Origin of the sequence: Rhodobacter flavimaris, assembly GCF_021378075.1 — a bacterium.
GTDB classification, from domain to species: Bacteria; Pseudomonadota; Alphaproteobacteria; order Rhodobacterales; family Rhodobacteraceae; genus Rhodobacter; species Rhodobacter flavimaris.
Genome location: NZ_JAJUOS010000004.1, coordinates 163,180 through 178,636, shown reverse-complemented (window position 1 = coordinate 178,636; position 15,457 = coordinate 163,180). Strand labels below are relative to the sequence as shown.

At 65.9% G+C, this 15,457-nt stretch carries 15 protein-coding genes; 8 read left to right on the top strand and 7 right to left on the bottom strand.

Going from position 1 to position 15,457, the window contains the following annotated elements:
• Positions 1-23 precede the first annotated feature (23 nt).
• Positions 24-710: a response regulator transcription factor gene (locus LZA78_RS07340; RefSeq protein WP_233676290.1), complete on the bottom strand. Its 687-nt coding sequence runs from the start codon at positions 708-710 to the stop codon at positions 24-26.
• A 150-nt stretch (positions 711-860) separates the two neighbouring features.
• On the opposite strand from LZA78_RS07340, the gene ribA reads away from it, so the two are divergent.
• Both ribA and LZA78_RS07330 read left to right on the top strand, forming a co-directional pair.
• On the top strand, positions 861-1,940 hold the full coding sequence (ribA, locus tag LZA78_RS07335; protein ID WP_233676289.1) for a GTP cyclohydrolase II: 1,080 nt from the start codon (positions 861-863) through the stop codon (positions 1,938-1,940).
• Positions 1,940-2,497, top strand: coding sequence for a L,D-transpeptidase family protein (locus LZA78_RS07330; protein WP_233676288.1), 558 nt, complete (start codon positions 1,940-1,942; stop codon positions 2,495-2,497). The genes ribA and LZA78_RS07330 overlap by 1 nt, the downstream gene beginning before the upstream one ends.
• A gap of 3 nt (positions 2,498-2,500) precedes the next feature.
• On the opposite strand, the gene LZA78_RS07325 is transcribed toward LZA78_RS07330, so the two are convergent.
• The 3 genes from LZA78_RS07325 to LZA78_RS07315 form a co-directional block, all read right to left on the bottom strand.
• Positions 2,501-3,160, bottom strand: a complete 660-nt coding sequence (locus LZA78_RS07325) for a YggS family pyridoxal phosphate-dependent enzyme (RefSeq protein WP_233676287.1) — start codon at positions 3,158-3,160, stop codon at positions 2,501-2,503.
• A gap of 92 nt (positions 3,161-3,252) precedes the next feature.
• Complete coding sequence (locus LZA78_RS07320; protein ID WP_233676286.1) at positions 3,253-4,188, bottom strand: porin; 936 nt, start codon at positions 4,186-4,188, stop codon at positions 3,253-3,255.
• Between the two features lie 208 nt (positions 4,189-4,396).
• A complete protein-coding gene (locus LZA78_RS07315; RefSeq protein WP_233676285.1) occupies positions 4,397-5,308 on the bottom strand; it encodes a porin in 912 nt (303 codons plus the stop codon).
• 280 nt (positions 5,309-5,588) lie between these two features.
• Here LZA78_RS07315 and LZA78_RS07310 point away from each other — a divergent pair, with 280 nt between their 5' ends.
• The 6 genes from LZA78_RS07310 to LZA78_RS07285 all read left to right on the top strand — a co-directional run bounded on the left by LZA78_RS07310 (position 5,589) and on the right by LZA78_RS07285 (position 12,834).
• Positions 5,589-6,086 (top strand): DUF3576 domain-containing protein, encoded by a 498-nt coding sequence (locus LZA78_RS07310; RefSeq protein WP_233676284.1) that lies wholly within the window; start codon positions 5,589-5,591, stop codon positions 6,084-6,086.
• A gap of 139 nt (positions 6,087-6,225) precedes the next feature.
• Positions 6,226-8,793, top strand: coding sequence for a leucine--tRNA ligase (gene leuS / locus LZA78_RS07305; protein WP_233676283.1), 2,568 nt, complete (start codon positions 6,226-6,228; stop codon positions 8,791-8,793).
• Positions 8,780-9,274 carry an LPS assembly lipoprotein LptE gene (lptE, locus tag LZA78_RS07300; protein WP_233676282.1) on the top strand — a complete coding sequence of 165 codons (495 nt, stop codon included), beginning with the start codon at positions 8,780-8,782 and terminating at the stop codon, positions 9,272-9,274. The genes leuS and lptE overlap by 14 nt, the downstream gene beginning before the upstream one ends.
• Positions 9,271-10,293 (top strand): DNA polymerase III subunit delta, encoded by a 1,023-nt coding sequence (gene holA / locus LZA78_RS07295; protein WP_233676281.1) that lies wholly within the window; start codon positions 9,271-9,273, stop codon positions 10,291-10,293. The genes lptE and holA overlap by 4 nt, the downstream gene beginning before the upstream one ends.
• 61 nt (positions 10,294-10,354) lie before the next feature.
• On the top strand, positions 10,355-11,668 hold the full coding sequence (locus tag LZA78_RS07290) for a mechanosensitive ion channel family protein (RefSeq protein WP_233676280.1): 1,314 nt from the start codon (positions 10,355-10,357) through the stop codon (positions 11,666-11,668).
• The gene (locus tag LZA78_RS07285) at positions 11,665-12,834 is read left to right on the top strand and encodes a TIGR03862 family flavoprotein (protein ID WP_233676279.1); all 1,170 of its coding nucleotides are present in this window, start codon (positions 11,665-11,667) and stop codon (positions 12,832-12,834) included. The genes LZA78_RS07290 and LZA78_RS07285 overlap by 4 nt, the downstream gene beginning before the upstream one ends.
• A 9-nt stretch (positions 12,835-12,843) precedes the next feature.
• Here the strand turns inward: LZA78_RS07285 and lpxK are convergent, their stop codons facing one another.
• Genes lpxK through LZA78_RS07270 form a run of 3 tightly spaced genes read right to left on the bottom strand, consistent with a single transcriptional unit; the run spans position 12,844 to position 15,337 of the window.
• Positions 12,844-13,833 carry a tetraacyldisaccharide 4'-kinase gene (lpxK, locus tag LZA78_RS07280; protein WP_233676278.1) on the bottom strand — a complete coding sequence of 330 codons (990 nt, stop codon included), beginning with the start codon at positions 13,831-13,833 and terminating at the stop codon, positions 12,844-12,846.
• Positions 13,833-15,065, bottom strand: a complete 1,233-nt coding sequence (locus LZA78_RS07275; RefSeq protein WP_233676277.1) for a 3-deoxy-D-manno-octulosonic acid transferase — start codon at positions 15,063-15,065, stop codon at positions 13,833-13,835. The genes lpxK and LZA78_RS07275 overlap by 1 nt, the downstream gene beginning before the upstream one ends.
• A gap of 14 nt (positions 15,066-15,079) precedes the next feature.
• On the bottom strand, positions 15,080-15,337 hold the full coding sequence (locus LZA78_RS07270; RefSeq protein ID WP_233676276.1) for a DUF4170 domain-containing protein: 258 nt from the start codon (positions 15,335-15,337) through the stop codon (positions 15,080-15,082).
• Positions 15,338-15,457 lie beyond the last annotated feature (120 nt).

The window sequence follows — 15,457 nt, the reverse complement described above, 5'->3', positions numbered from 1 at the left end:
GGCCCGCGGGCCGCCTTTCCAATTTACGCCACCAGCCGGTAGCCGCCGGATTCGGTCACCAGAAGCCGCGCGTTTGAGGGATCGGGCTCGATCTTCTGGCGCAGCCGGTAGATGTGGGTTTCCAGCGTATGCGTGGTGACACCCGCATTATAGCCCCAGACCTCATGCAGCAGCACGTCGCGCGGCACCACGCCATCGGTCGCGCGGTAGAGGAACTTGAGGATATTGGTCTCCTTCTCGGTCAGCCGGATCTTGCGCTCTTTCGCGTCGATCAGCATCTTCATCGCCGGCTTGAACGTATACGGCCCAAGCTGGAACACCGCGTCCTCGGATTGCTCATGAGTGCGCAGCTGCGCGCGCAGACGCGCCAGCAGGACCGGGAACTTGAACGGCTTCGTGATGTAGTCGTTCGCGCCCGAGTCGAGGCCCAGGATCGTGTCGGCATCGGTATCATGGCCGGTCAGCATGACGACGGGGCATTTCACGCCCTGCTTGCGCAGCTTCTTGCACAGCTCGCGCCCGTCGGTATCGGGCAGGCCCACGTCCAGCACGACCAGATCGTAAAGCGCCGCCTTGGCCTTCTCGACCCCTTCCGCGCCCGAGCCTGCCTCGAACACTTCGAAATCCTCGGTGGCGATCAGTTGCTCGGCCAGCGCCTCGCGAAGATCGGTATCGTCGTCAACCAGAAGGATCTTTTTCAGACCTGCCATGGGTGCCTCCTTTTCGTCAGCTCTGTTCGTTGAAGCCAAGCTGAGGCCCGATCACGTTCACGGCAAGGGGTGTGAAATCTATATCACGCGGAGGTGACGCCAGCGCGGGATATGTTTCAATTTGTTGCACGAACGATTATGTCACGAGCTATGGATACCGCCCTTTCCCTTGGCCCGACCCCTGCCGAACGGCTCAACCGCGCCCGCGCCGATCTGCGCATGGGGCTGCCTATCGTGCTGTCGGGCAGCTGCCTCGCGGTCGCTGTCGAAACGCTCAGCCCGGCGCGGCTTGCGGCGCTGCGCGCGCTCGGGCCGCTGGTGCTGGTGCTGACCGCGCGCCGGGCCGAGACGCTGAAGGCGCGGATCTACGATACCGATCTGGCCCGCATCCGCGTGCCCATTGATGCGGAACTTGACTGGCTTCAGGCATTGGCCGACCCGGCAGACGATCTTGCCATACCGATGAAGGGCCCGCTCAGCGCCGAGCGCGGGGGTGACGCAACCCTTGCCCGCGCGGCCATCGCGCTTGCGAAGTCCGCGCATCTACTGCCCGCCGCGATTCTCGCGCCGCTGCCCTCGCCCCGGACCGAGGGGCTGACCGCGCTTGACGCCTCCGATGCGCTGCGCGAGATCGCCGCCGAGACGGTCCTCGCCCCCGTCGCCGCCGCTCGCGTGCCGATGCGCGCCGCCGAGAAAGGTCGCCTCCATATCTTCCGCCCCGACGACGGCGGCGAGGAACATTACGCCATCGAGATCGGCGCCCCCGCCCGCGACAAGCCCGTGCTGGCGCGGCTGCATTCGGCCTGCTTCACCGGCGATGTGCTGGGATCGCTGAAATGCGACTGTGGCCCGCAACTTGACGCCGCGCTGTCGCAGATGGGGCATGACGGTGCAGGCATCCTGCTCTACCTCAACCAGGAAGGGCGCGGCATCGGCCTCGCCAACAAGATGCGCGCCTATTCGCTGCAAGATCAGGGCTTCGACACGGTCGAGGCGAACCACCGCCTCGGCTTCGAGGATGACGAGCGCGACTTCCGCATCGGCGCGGCCCTGCTGAAAAAACTGGGCTTCCATTCAGTGCGGCTGCTGACCAACAACCCCGCCAAGGTGCGCATGCTGGAAGCCAACGGGATCGAGGTCGTCGAACGCGTACCGCTGCGTGTCGGTGTCAGCCGTCACAATGCGGCCTACCTAGCCACCAAGGCGGAAAAATCGGGGCATATCCTGTGATGCGCCTCACGCCCTCCGGGCTGCGCGTCGGCAACCGGATCCTTCCGGTCGAGATCGGCCGCGGCGGCCTACGGCACGACAAGCGCGAAGGCGACGGCGCCACCCCGATTGGTCGCCTGCGCATCCTCGAAATGCTCTGGCGCGCCGACCGCCTGCCCCGCCCCGCGCCTTGGGCCCGGCCCATCGGCCCGCGGGATCTGTGGTGCGATGCAGCTGAACACCCCCGCTACAACCAACGCGTCCGCGCACCGTTCAGAGCCAGCCACGAAACCCTGCGTCGCGCCGACCCGCTTTACGACATCGTCCTCGTCACCGACTGGAACTACCCCAAGGCGGTGCCCGGCAATGGCTCGGCCATCTTCCTGCATCAGCGCCGCCGTGCGGGCTACCCGACCGCGGGCTGCCTTGCCTTCAAACGCAAGGACCTTTTCTGGCTCGCCCGCCACCTCGAACCCGGCGCCGTGATCGAGATCCCGCCGCTCGCCTGCTTTCTCCTGGAGCAAAATACCTCGGGGTCCGGGGCAGCGCCCCGGGGCCTGCCGCATGACAAAGCCTAGACCCTATCGCGCGCCGTAGTCCCGTGCCCCGAAAATGGCCGAGCCCACGCGGACATGCGTGGCCCCGGCGGCAATCGCCGCCTCGAAATCGCCGCTCATCCCCATCGACAGGCCGCGCAGGCCATTTCGCGCCGCCATCTGCGCAAGCATCCGAAAATGCGGCGCCGCGTCCTCTTCCTCCGGGGGAATGCACATCAGGCCCACGACCGGCAGATCCATCGCACGCGCCTCAGCGACAAACGCATCCACCACCTCGGGCATCACGCCCGCCTTTTGCGGCTCGGCCCCAGTGTTGACCTGTACGAACAGCTCGGGGCTCGCGCCCCGCGCCTGCGCCAGGTTGGCCAGCTTGGTGGCAAGAGACGGCCTGTCGAGCGTATGGATCGCCTCGAACAGCTCCACCGCCAGCTTGGCCTTGTTGGTCTGCAAGGGGCCGATCATATGCACCTGCGCGCCCGGGAAAGCCTCACGCCAGGCAGGCCACTTGCCCGCAGCCTCCTGCACGTAATTCTCGCCAAAGAGGCGATGACCCTCGCGCAGGACAGCTTCGACCCGCTCGGGCGGCTGCACCTTGGAGACGGCAATCAGCGCGACAGCCCCCGCAGCGCGGCCCGCTGCCGCCTCTGCCTGCGCAATCCGCGCCGCGATCTCACCCAGTCCCATCGCATCCTCCTTTTGGCGCAAGACACCACGTTGGCGCTCAAAAGAAAAGAGCGGGCCCAAGGCCCGCTCTCGCATCACATTGTCCGACGGGATCAGAACGAGAAGGTCACACCGAGATCGGCGACCATATCGCTGTCGACCGAACCGAGACCGCCCGCCAGCTTAGCGCCGCCGCCGAGGTCGTATTTCGCGCCGATACCGTAAGCATCCACGCCCGGCGCCGTGATCGAGTCGTCATCCGCCTTGGCATAGGCGGCTTCAAACAGCCACGGGCCGGTCACATAGGAACCATAGATGCCGTAGGAGGTGCCGTTATCCGTCGCATCGGTGACGTAGATATGGCCAGCAAAGCCATTTGCCTCGTAGCCAAGCAGCAGCGAGGTGGTGTTCACGTCGTCCGAGCCGCCCTCGAAGTGATCGTAGGTCAGGGCAGCGTTGAACGCGCCTTGGTCGTAGCCAATGCCCAGACCGTAATCTTCATAGATGGTGTGCATCGAGACACCGAAGGTGAAATCGCCGGTGGCGTAATCCCAACGAATATCTGCCTCGCCGATGTAACCCGCGTCCTCGGCGATGTCATCGATGCCGATGCCGTCAAAACCGATGTCCTGCAGGCCGTAGTCTTCGGCGATCGGGTCGATCGCGCCGACGGTGATCGTGCCGAAAGAACCCGACACGAAGACAGAAGCGGACAGCGTTTCGTTGCTACCTACGGCGCATTCGTCCGAAAAACCTTCGACAAGGTAGCACTCGTAGACGTCCGCAAGCGATTGACGGTCAGTCAGCGCAGCATAGTCCGAGTCGAGCTCGATGTTCGCGCCGAAGGTCAGGCCCGAATCAGCCTCCATCGTGCCGGTGACATCCATATCGATTTCGTACCAGCCAGCGGCATCCTTGCCGTCCGCATATCCAAGACCGGCTTCGTTATACTTGAAACCCATATTGGCCGAACCCGTCACGGTGACTTCAGCGGCCGCAAAGCCCGCCGAGAAGACCAATGCGGTGGTCGCGAGAAGAACGTTTTTCATAATCATCTGTCCCTTCATGCATAGCACGGTCGCATGACGTTCACCGCGCGTTGAAAATACCATGCAACCCCATTCGGGTTGGTTCAATCACAGCCTAGTCAAAGCTCGTGGATTTCCACGCAACTGCGGCATTGCCGCTACAAAAAAGGCCCAGAAAACGCAAAGAGCGGGCCGAAGCCCGCTCTTCCGTCATTCAGATCCGCAAGGATTAGAACGAGAAGGTCACGCCGAGGTCAGCAACGGTGTCGCCGCCAACCGAGCCGACGCCGCCAGCCAGCTTGGCGCCGCCGCCGAGGGCGTACTTGGCGCCGATGCCGTAGGCTTCGTCTTCGTTGTCGTCGTAGTCAGCGTACGAAGCTTCGAGGGTCAGAGCGCCGGTGGTGTAAGCGCCGTAGACGCCCCACGAGGTGCCGGTGGTGTCGTCGTCAGCAACATAAAGCTCGCCAGCGATGCCAGCAACGGTGCCCTTCACGAGCAGACCGACCGAGTCGTTGTCGCCAGCTTCGTCGTGGTCGAACGACAGAGCAACCTTACCGGCGCCGAAGTCGTACGCGCCGAGCAGGCCGTAGTCTTCCGAGATGGTGTTGACCGAAGCGCCGAGGGTGACGGCACCAACGGTGTAGTCCCAACGAGCGTCAGCCGAACCCGAGTAGGCCGACATTTCGGCGACGTTGTCGGTGCCGATGCCGTCGAAGCCGATGTCGGTCAGGCCGATGTCGTCCGCAACCGGGTCAACCGAACCAACGGTGAAGGTGCCGAAGGCGCCCGAAACGAAGACCGAACCAGCCAGGGTCTCGTTGGAGCCGACAGCGCACTCGTCCGAGAAGCCTTCGTCGAGGTAGCAGTCGTAGAGGTCAGCGAGCGACTGGCCAGCGGCCAGCGAAGCGTAGTCCGAGTCGAGCTCGATGGTGGCGCCGAAGGTCAGGCCCGAGTCCGATTCCATGGTGCCGGTGACATCCATGTCGATCTCATACCAGCCAGCAGCTTTCTTGCCAGCGTACGCGAGATCGCCCTCGTCGTATTTGAAGCCCATGTTGGCCGAGCCCGAGATGGTGACTTCAGCGGCGGCGAAGCCAGCCGAGAACACCAGAGCGGTCGTCGCGAGAAGAACCTTTTTCATCGTTTTCCCTCATTGTGTCAAAGGTAAACCCCAAGTCGGGTCACTCCGAGTTGGGTATGCTGCTATTTCACGCCTTGGCCCCATCAATGCAACGCAAACCTCCCCTTTTGCCGAATTGGCGCCGGGCATGGTGCACTCTTGCCACAGTCAGCGAGCCGGCCAAGCTGGCGAAGCACAATGAAATACGCGGGAAAATCCTTGTCGGGCTTGGGGCCTTGGGCTAGAGACAGGCTAAGTACGGGCACAAGTCTGAAACCAAGGCGGACGGAGGCAGTAGCCGATGAACATGCGTGAACTTCTGCGCGCCAGCGCGATCTGCGGCCTCATGCTTGCGGTTTCGGGCTGCGGCGGCATCAGCAGCGGCAACCTGTTCGGCGACAACACCGGACCCGACCGTCAGGTCGCCCCGCAAGTTCGCGAGGGCCGGGACAAGACCAACACGATCTGGGATCTGTTCACGAATGTCGACGACCCGAACGTGACGGTCGAGGTCAACAAGTATCTCTGGCAAGCCTCGCTTGAAGTGCTGAACTTCCTGCCGATCCAGTCGGTCGATCCTTTCTCGGGCGTGATCGTCACCGGCTACGGCACCCCGCCCGGCGGTGGCCGCGCCTACAAGGCCACGATCTACATTACCGACCCGGCGCTGGATGCGCGCAGCCTCAAGGTCTCGCTGGAAAGCCGTGGCGGCGCCGTCCCGGCCGAAACCGTGCGCGCGGTCGAGGATGCGATTCTTACCCGCGCCCGCCAGATCCGGATCCGCGACGCCAACCTCTAAGGCCCGCAAACAGGCATAATCCGCTCCCGCCCCGGTCTCCGCGGCGGGAGTATTTTTTGCCTTGTTCTCTTGGCAGTCTGGACCTCCGCTCCCCTCACGGTGTAGCTACGGCACGCAGAATTCCGCATGAGGGGCCGAAATGTCGCGCTACGAACCGAGCCAGACCGAACAGAAATGGCAAGCCGCCTGGGATGAGGCGGGCGTTTTTACCGCCAAGCGCGACCCGGCCAAGCCGAAATACTACGTGCTCGAGATGTTCCCCTACCCCTCGGGACGCATCCACATGGGGCATGTGCGCAACTACACGATGGGCGACGTGGTCGCGCGCTACAAGATGGCGCAGGGCTTCTCGGTTCTGCACCCGATGGGCTGGGACGCCTTCGGGATGCCCGCCGAAAACGCGGCGATGGAGCGGGGCGGCCACCCCAAGGACTGGACCTACGGCAATATCGCCGACATGCGCGGGCAGATGAAACCGCTTGGCCTGTCGATCGACTGGAGCCGCGAATTCGCCACCTGCGACCCGGAGTATTACGGCCAGCAGCAGGCGATGTTCATCGACATGCTCGACGCGGGCCTCGTGTATCGCAAGAACGCCGTGGTGAACTGGGACCCGATCGACATGACGGTGCTGGCCAACGAGCAGGTGATCGACGGGCGCGGCTGGCGCTCGGGCGCGCTGGTCGAGCGCAAGGAACTCACGCAGTGGTTCTTCCGCATCTCGGATTTCGCTGGCGAGCTGTTGGGCGCCCTCGACGGCCTCAAGGACTGGCCCGAGAAGGTGCGCCTGATGCAGGCCAACTGGATCGGTCAATCGCGCGGCCTGCAATTCGCCTTCTCGACCATCGACGCGCCCGAAGGCTTCGACCGAATCGAGGTCTATACCACCCGCCCCGACACGCTGATGGGCGCAAGCTTTGCCGCGATCTCACCCGATCACCCGCTGGCCAAGCATCTTGAGCGTCACAACCCCGAGATCGCCGCCTTCGTCGCCGAATGCCGCAAGGGTGGCACCACCGAGGAGGCCATCGAGACCGCCGAGAAGCTGGGCATGGACACCGGCATCCGCGTGCGTCACCCGCTTGATGAGGCATGGGAGCTGCCGGTCTATATCGCCAACTTCATCCTGATGGATTACGGAACGGGCGCGATCTTCGGTTGCCCGGCCCATGACGCGCGCGACTTTGAATTCGCCACCAAATACGAGCTGCCTATCCACTCGGTCTTCCGCCCTGAAGCGGACGACACCGCCGAGGCCGACCTTGTGCCGACCGAGGAATTCGTGCCGCTGAAATCCGAGCGTGTGCGCTACATCCGCGGCTTCGCGGGTGAAGCGGTTCAAACCGGCGAAGAGGCCGTCGCCGCCGCCATCGCATTCTGCGAGGAGAACGGCATCGGCCGGGGCGTGACGAACTACCGCCTGCGCGACTGGGGCCTGTCGCGCCAGCGCTATTGGGGCTGCCCGATTCCGGTCGTGCATTGCGCGACCTGCGGCGTGGTGCCCGAGAAAAAGGAAAACCTGCCCGTCCAGCTGCCCGATGACGTGTCCTTCGACAAGCCGGGCAACCCGCTCGACCGGCACCCGACCTGGCGCGAGTGCTCCTGCCCCAGCTGCGGCGCGCCCGCCAAGCGCGAAACCGACACGATGGATACGTTCGTCGATTCGTCTTGGTATTACGCGCGCTTCACCGCGCCCCGCGCATCCACGCCGACCGTCGCCGAGGATGTGGATTACTGGATGAACGTCGATCAGTATATCGGCGGCATCGAGCACGCGATTCTGCACCTGCTCTACTCGCGCTTCTTTGCCCGCGCGATGCACCGCACCGGTCACCTGCCCGCCAAGGCGATCGAGCCGTTCAACGCGCTCTTCACCCAGGGCATGGTCACGCATGAGATCTACATGACCCGCGACAGCGCGGGCCGGCCGGTCTACCACCTGCCCGAAGACATCGACCGCGAGGCCGGCGTGGTAAAGGCCTCGGGCGAAAAGCTCGAGATCATCCCCTCGGCCAAGATGTCGAAATCCAAGAAGAACGTCGTCGACCCGATGAACATCATCGCGTCCTTCGGAGCCGATACGGCGCGCTTCTTCGTGATGTCGGACAGCCCGCCCGAGCGCGACGTGGAATGGACCGCCTCGGGTGCCGAGGCGACGGCCAAATTCCTTGCCCGCGTCTGGCGCATCGCCGCCGAGATCGCGGAAGGCGCGGGCGGCGCAGGCGGGGCCGAGGATGAGGCGCTCTTGCGCGCGACTCACAAGGCCTTGGACGAGATCACCCGCTCGATCGAGGGCTTTGCCTTCAACAAGGCGGTCGCTGCACTTTACGGCCTGACCAACACGCTGTCGAAATCGGGCGCATCGAACCCGGTCAAGCGCGAGGCGATGAAGCTGATGGCGCAGCTGCTGGGGCCGATGGTGCCGCACCTGGCCGAGGACATCTGGGCCGCGCTTGGCGGCGAAGGCTTCGTTGTCACCGCGCCCTGGCCCAAGGCCGATCCCGCGCTCTTGGCCGAGGATTCGGTCACCCTGCCGATCCAGATCAACGGCAAGCGCCGCGGCGAAATCACCGTTCCCAAGGAGATGCCGAAGGAAGAGGTTGAAAAGCTGGTGCTGGCGGACGAAGCTGTGCTCAAGGCGCTGGCCGGTGGTCAGCCGAAGAAACTCATCGTCGTGCCGGGGCGCATCGTCAATGTGGTCATCTGACCGTCGGAAATTTCTTGTGCTTGCGGGGGCTCTGGCCCTCGCCGCCTGCGGTTTCACCCCGGCCTACGGGCCGCAGGGCGGTGGCGCGGCACTTCTGGGCGGGGTCGAGGCCGACGCCCCGAAAACCCGCGACGAATTCGCGCTGGTGCACCGGTTGAGCGAACGGCTTGGCCCGGCGGGCGCGGCGCGCTACCGGCTGGCCTATAAGCTGAGCGCCGAAACCATCGGTCAGGCGATCACGCCCGACAACGCCACGACGCGCTATTCGCTGACCGGCTCGGCGGAATATCGGCTGCATGATCGCGGCTCGGATGCCGTGCTGCTGACCGGGCGGGTGAGTTCCTTCACCTCGTGGTCGGCGACCGGGTCAATTGTCTCGACCCAGGCCGCCGAGGCCGACGCGCATGAACGCCTGATGCGGATGCTGGCTGACCAGATCGTGACCCGGTTGCTCGCACAGGCCGGATCGCTGCCGCAATGAAGCTGGCCGGTGTCGCAGCGACCCGTTACTTCGCGCGCCCCGAAGCTGACCGCGCCGGCCTTCTGATCTTTGGCGCCGATGCGATGCGCGTGGCCCTGCGCCGGCAAGAGGTGATCGCCGCCCTGATCGGCCCCGAAGGCGAGGCCGAAATGCGCCTGACCCGCATTCCCTCGGCCGAGCTGCGCAAGGACGGCGCGGCGCTGATGGATGCGATGAAGGCCGTGGGCTTTTTCCCCGGCCCGCGCGTGGCCTTTGTCGAGGATGCGACCGATACGCTTGCCCCGGTCATCGCCGAGGCCGTCAAGGACTGGCGCGAGGGCGATGCCCAGATCATCGTCACCGCAGGCTCGCTGACCGCGAAATCCGCGCTTCGCAAGATTTTCGAGGGCCATTCCAACGCCTATGCCATTGGCATCTATGACGATCCGCCCTCGAGCGAAGAGATCGAGGACACGCTTAAACGCGCGGGTCTGCACCATATCGCCCCCGAGGCGATGACCGATCTGCTGGCGCTGGCCAAGGCGCTCGATCCCGGCGATTTCCGCCAGACGGTCGAGAAAATCGCGCTTTACAAATTCGGCGACACGACGCCGCTTGCCCCTGCCGATGTTGCCGCCTGCGCCCCCGCCACGATCGAGGCCGAGGTGGATGACGTCCTCAACATCGTCGCCGAGGGCCGCGCGAACGAGCTTGGCCAGACCATGCGCCGGATCGAGGGGCAGGGCGTGCAACCCGTTCAGATGGCCATCGCCGCGCTGCGCCACTTCCGGGCGCTGCATTTCGCGGCCTCGGACCCCGGCGGGCCGGGCGCGGGGCTACAGCGGATGCGCCCGCCGGTCTTTGGCCCGCGCCGCGACCGGATGCAGCGGCAGGCCCAGGCGTGGGGCATGTTCCGGCTGGAAGAGGCGCTCAAGCTGCTGATCGAGACCGACCTGACGCTGCGCTCGACCTCGAAAGCGCCGCAGATGGCGCTGATGGAACGCGCGCTCTTGCGTCTGGCGATGATGGCGCGGCGCTAGGCGCGGCTTGTGATGGCGGGCCTGCCATGCGATCTGTGGCCAAACCCGACCGGATGAGATCATGGAACAGCTAAGCCCGCTTCTCGACTCGTTGCAGGACCGTCTCGCGCCCTGGCTCGCGACAGCGCAGGACTGGGCGACCAGCCCCGCCGCCTGGTCGCAATTCGTGCTGCTCGGCGTGGCCTGGGTGATGGCGCACCTGCTCGGGCGGCGGTTTCGCACGCGCCTGCGGGCACTGATCACCCCGCCCGAGGGCGCCAGCGGCCCCTTCGCGATGATCCGGCGCTGGTCGCTTTTGCTTTTGCCGCTGCTGGTGCCGCTGCTGGCCTACGGGCTGACGGCGGTGGGCGAGGCCTTCACGCGCTCGCTTTTCGGGTCAGGCGCGGTGATCGCCTTTGGCAAGCGGGTGTTCCTGTTCATGGCCGCCCGCGCCTTCGCACAAGATATCCTGCGCGAGCCCTTCCTGCGCCTGCTGGGCCGCTACGTTTTGGTGCCGGTCGCCGGGCTTTATGCGCTTGGCGCGCTTGGGCCGATCGTGGCCTGGCTGGAAAGCCTGACGATCGAGCTGGGCAATATCCATTTCTCGGTGATGGCGCTGATCCGCGGGCTGATCGCGGGCAGCCTTCTGTTCTGGATGGGCGCCTGGTCGAACCGGCAAAGCGCAAGCTACATCAAGGCCCAGAAAGACCTGCGCCCCGCCACGCGCGAGCTGGCCGCCAAGGCGACCGAGATCGCCATTTTCGGCGCGGCCTTCCTGCTTTTGATGTCGATCATGGGCATCGACCTGACCGCCGTGGCGGTTCTGGGGGGCGCGCTTGGCGTCGGCGTCGGGCTTGGCCTGCAACAGATCGCGGCCAACTTCGTCTCGGGGATCATCCTGCTGGTCGAGGGCCAGACCACCGTCGGCGACTATGTCGAGTTGGACGGCGGCGAGAAGGGCACCATCGTGCGCATGACCGCCCGGGCCTGCATTCTGGAAACCTTCGACGGCAAGTGGATCGTCGTCCCGAACGAGCATTTCATCACCTCGCGCGTGGTGAACTACTCGGATCAGGGGTCGGCCAACCGCTACGATGTCAGCTTTCAGGTCACCTATGAAACCGATCTGGAGCGCGTAGCCAAAGTCGTCGTGCCCGCCGTCGCGGCGCTACCCTTTGTGCTGCAGGCGCCCGAGGGGCCGGATTGCGAGCTTGCGGGATTTGGCGAAAGCGGGGTCGATTTCAGCCTGGAATACTGGGTGAACGGCATCGACGACGGCAAGAACAAATACGCAAGTCAGGTCCGGATGGAGGTCTGGCGCGCGCTGACCGCCGCCGGAATCGCCATGCCCTACCCGCATCGCGTGGTCGAGATCCGGGGCACGTTGCCGGCATGACCCTCGACGCGCTTGTCATCGGCGGCGGTCCGGCAGGCCTCATGGCGGCGGAACAGATCGCGCGGGCGGGCTATCGCGTGCAACTGGCCGAGGCCAAGCCGACGCTGGCGCGCAAGTTCCTGATGGCGGGCAAGTCCGGGTTGAACCTGACTAAACTCGAGCCCGATTTCACCGCCGCCTATCGCGACGATTGGATCGCAGGCTACGTCGATGCTTTCGGCCCCGGGGCGGTGCAGAACTTCGCGCGGGGCCTCGGGATCGAGCTTTTCACCGGCTCGACCGGGCGGGTGTTTCCCGTTGGCATGAAGGCCTCGCCCATGCTGCGCGCCTGGATCGGGCGCCTTGTGGGTCTGGGCGTCGAGATCCGCACCCGCTGGCGCTGGAGCGGCTTTGCGGGCGACGATTTCCTCTTCGACACGCCGCAGGGGCAGGTCAGCCTGCGCCCGCGCGTCACCGTTCTGGCGCTTGGCGGGGCAAGCTGGCCGCGCTTGGGCTCGGACGCGGCATGGGTGCCGTGGCTGGCTGACAAAAGCGTGCAGATCGCCCCGTTCCGACCCGCGAATATGGGTTTCGCGGTGAACTGGTCGCCCCATATGCAACGTCATTTCGGCACGCCCGTCAAAGGCGCCGCGCTGATCACCGACGGCGGCGTCACGCGGGGCGAGTTCGTCATCTCGGCGCGCGGGATCGAGGGCGGCGGGATCTATGCGGTCTCGGCGGAAGTGCGCGATGGCAGCCCGCTTGCGCTCGACCTCGCGCCGGATCTGGGCGCAGATCAGATCACCGAGCGTCTGGCCCGGCTGCCCGCCAAGGACAGCCTGACGAACCGGCTGCGCAAGGCCCTGCATTTTGACGCGCTGCGCATCGCGCTGCTGAACGAATGGGGACGCCCGCTGCCGCAAGACCCTGCCGCGCTGGCCGCGCTGATCAAATCGCTGCCCGTTCGCCACGCGGGGCCGCGCCCGATTGCCGAGGCGATCTCTTCCGCCGGCGGCATCGCCCGCGCCGCGCTAAGCCCCGATCTGGAACTGCGCGCCCTATCCGGCGTTTTCGCGGCAGGCGAGATGCTGGATTGGGAAGCCCCGACGGGGGGCTATCTGCTGACCGCTTGCCTGGCCACAGGGCATCACGCCGGGTTGGCGGCGGCGCGCCATCTGGCCACTTAGGCGCGTCGTCTACAGCCCAAGCCGCGTCAGTGCCGCATCAAGCGGCGCGGTGTCGGCGATCTCAAGCCGCACCGGAAGCGCCAGCACATTGGGGCGGAAGGCTGGCGGAAGGCGTACGGCGTCTTTTTCGGTCGTGACCATCTGCGCGCCAAGCAGCCGCGCCTCGGTTTCAAGACGGGTCAGCAGGCGCGGGGTGAAGGGTTGGTGATCTTCCAGCGCCTCGGCCCGGATCACCTCGGCGCCAAGGCCGCGCAGGGTGGCAAAGAATTTCTCGGGGTGGCCGATGCCTGCGAAGGCCAGAACGCGCAGCCCCTTCCAGTCCATCCCGGTCTGCAGGGGTTCGAGCGCGCCGGTCAGATGGGGCCGGTTGATCTTGCCCCCCCAAGTCGCCGCGAAAGCCGCCTGCGCGGTGGGCGCGCCGATAGACAGCAGCAGATCGGCGCGGCTCAGACCCGCCTCGACCGGCTCGCGCAGCGGGCCTGCGGGCAGGCAGCGGCCATTGCCGAAGCCCTTGACCGCATCGACCACGACGATCGACAGATCCTTGACCAGCGCCGGGTTCTGGTGCCCGTCATCCAGAACGATGGCCTGCGCCCCAGCCTCAACTGCCGCCCGCGCGCCTCCCAAGCGATCCTTGGCGACCCAGGTCGGCGCGAAGGCCGAAATCAAAAGCGGCTCATCCCCGGTTTCATCGGCGGTATGGACGCGCTCATCCACGCGCACGGGGCCGGTCAGGCTGCCGCCGTGGCCCCGGCTGACGACATGGGCGACAACCCCGCGCGCGGCGAGGTGCTGCACCAGCGCGATCACCGTGGGCGTCTTGCCGGTGCCCCCCGCGTTGATATTGCCCACGCAGATCACCGGCACGCCGACCGCCTGCCCGGTCTGCCGCAATCGCCGCGCGGTCGCGGCTGCATAGAACCGCCCAAGCGGTGCCAGCAGCTGTGCGAGCGGCGCTGGGGCCTCGGGCGGGGTGAACCAGAACAGCGGTGCGCCCATCAAACGACCCTCGCAATGGCGGCGCGGTCAAGCTCGGTCACGATCGCGCGCGCGGTTGCCTCCACGGCCCCTGCCCCGCCCGAGGTCACGGCCCAGGCGTTATGCGCCAGAATCGCGGCGCGGTCGGGGGCGATCAACTCGGCCACGGCCTCGCCAAGCTGGCCCGGCGCCATCACGGCACGGGCGGCGCGGGCCTCGCTCAGCCGGGCGAATTCGGCGGCATGGGGGGCAGTGTTCGGGCCATGCACGATGGCCGAGCCAAGCGCTGCGGGCTCCAGCGGCGAGCGCGGCGCCTGCGCCCCCTCGCCAAGCGTGCCGCCCATATAGGTGACCGGCGCGAGCCGATACCACAGCCCGTAATCGCCCGGATCGTCGGCTATGAAAATCTGCATCTCTTCGTCCGGCTCGCCCTCAAGCGAGCGGCGCCCGACCACCCAGCCCTCGGCGTTCAGTTTGTCGGCAAGCTCGGTCGCGTCCCCTGTTGCATCTGGCGCCAGGATCAACAGCATCCGATGCGCAAGGCGCAGCGCATGGGCATGGGCGGCGATGACGGTGGCGATCTCATCTTCGGGGACACTCGCCGCCAACCAGACCGGGCGCGCGCGCATCTGCTGCGCGATCGAGGAGCGCTCGGCATCGGAACAGGGCAGCGGATCGGGCGGGTCCGAGATCACCCCGCCAATCTCGACGCGCGCCTGATCGACGCCAAGCGCCAGAAGTGTCGCGGAGGTTTCCGCGTCGCGCACCAAAACCCGCCGCACCCGCCGCAAAAGTGAGCGTGCCTCGTTGCGCAGCAACGGGTTGCGGGTGGTGCCACCGGCCAGATGCACATCGACAAGCAGGATCGGCACGCTGCGCGCGGCGCAGATCAGTGCGGCGGGCAGGTCATTGCCGATCAGCACGATCAGATCGGGCCGCCAGCCATCCAGCACCATGCGCATCGACGCGGGGGTGTTTTCCGGCATCGCCTCAATCCGGGTGCGCTGCGGCCAGGTGATACTGTCCGCGATAGGGCCTCGGGTTGTGACGATCAGGTTCAACTGCGGGCGCAGGCGGTTCAGTCGGCGCGCCAGAAGCGCCGCATCGGCGGCCGCCTCGGCGCTGTCGTTCAGAACCAGCCAGATCAGCGCGCCTTCCTTGCGCGTCTCGGCGGCGATGCGGCGTGCTTCCGGCCCCGGCCGGCGCAAACCGGCCAGCGCAAGGCGTAGCCAGAGCAGGAAGGAGCGCTGCATAACCGCTGTGCGGCTCAGTTGCCGAGTTCTTCGGTCGAGGAGGCGGCGGCTTCCTCGTCGCGCAGGCGGTGCAGGTGCGCGATGAAATAGCGGGAATGGGCGTCATCGACGGTGCGCTGCGCCTCGGCCTTCCAGGCCGCATAGGCAGAGGCATAGTTCGGGAAGATGCCTACGACGTGGATCTTTTCCACATCCTTGAATTCGCTGCGCTGCGGATCGACCAATTCACCGCCGAAAACGAGGTGAAGGCGCTGAGGGCTTGCTTTGGACATGGGGCCTCCTGTCGGGTAATGCTGCGCTGCGGGACACTAGTGCAAGGGCAGCAATGCCACAAGCGCCGCGTTGCGGCGACTGGTTGCGAAATCCGCGCAAACGCCTTCTTTTCAAAGCCC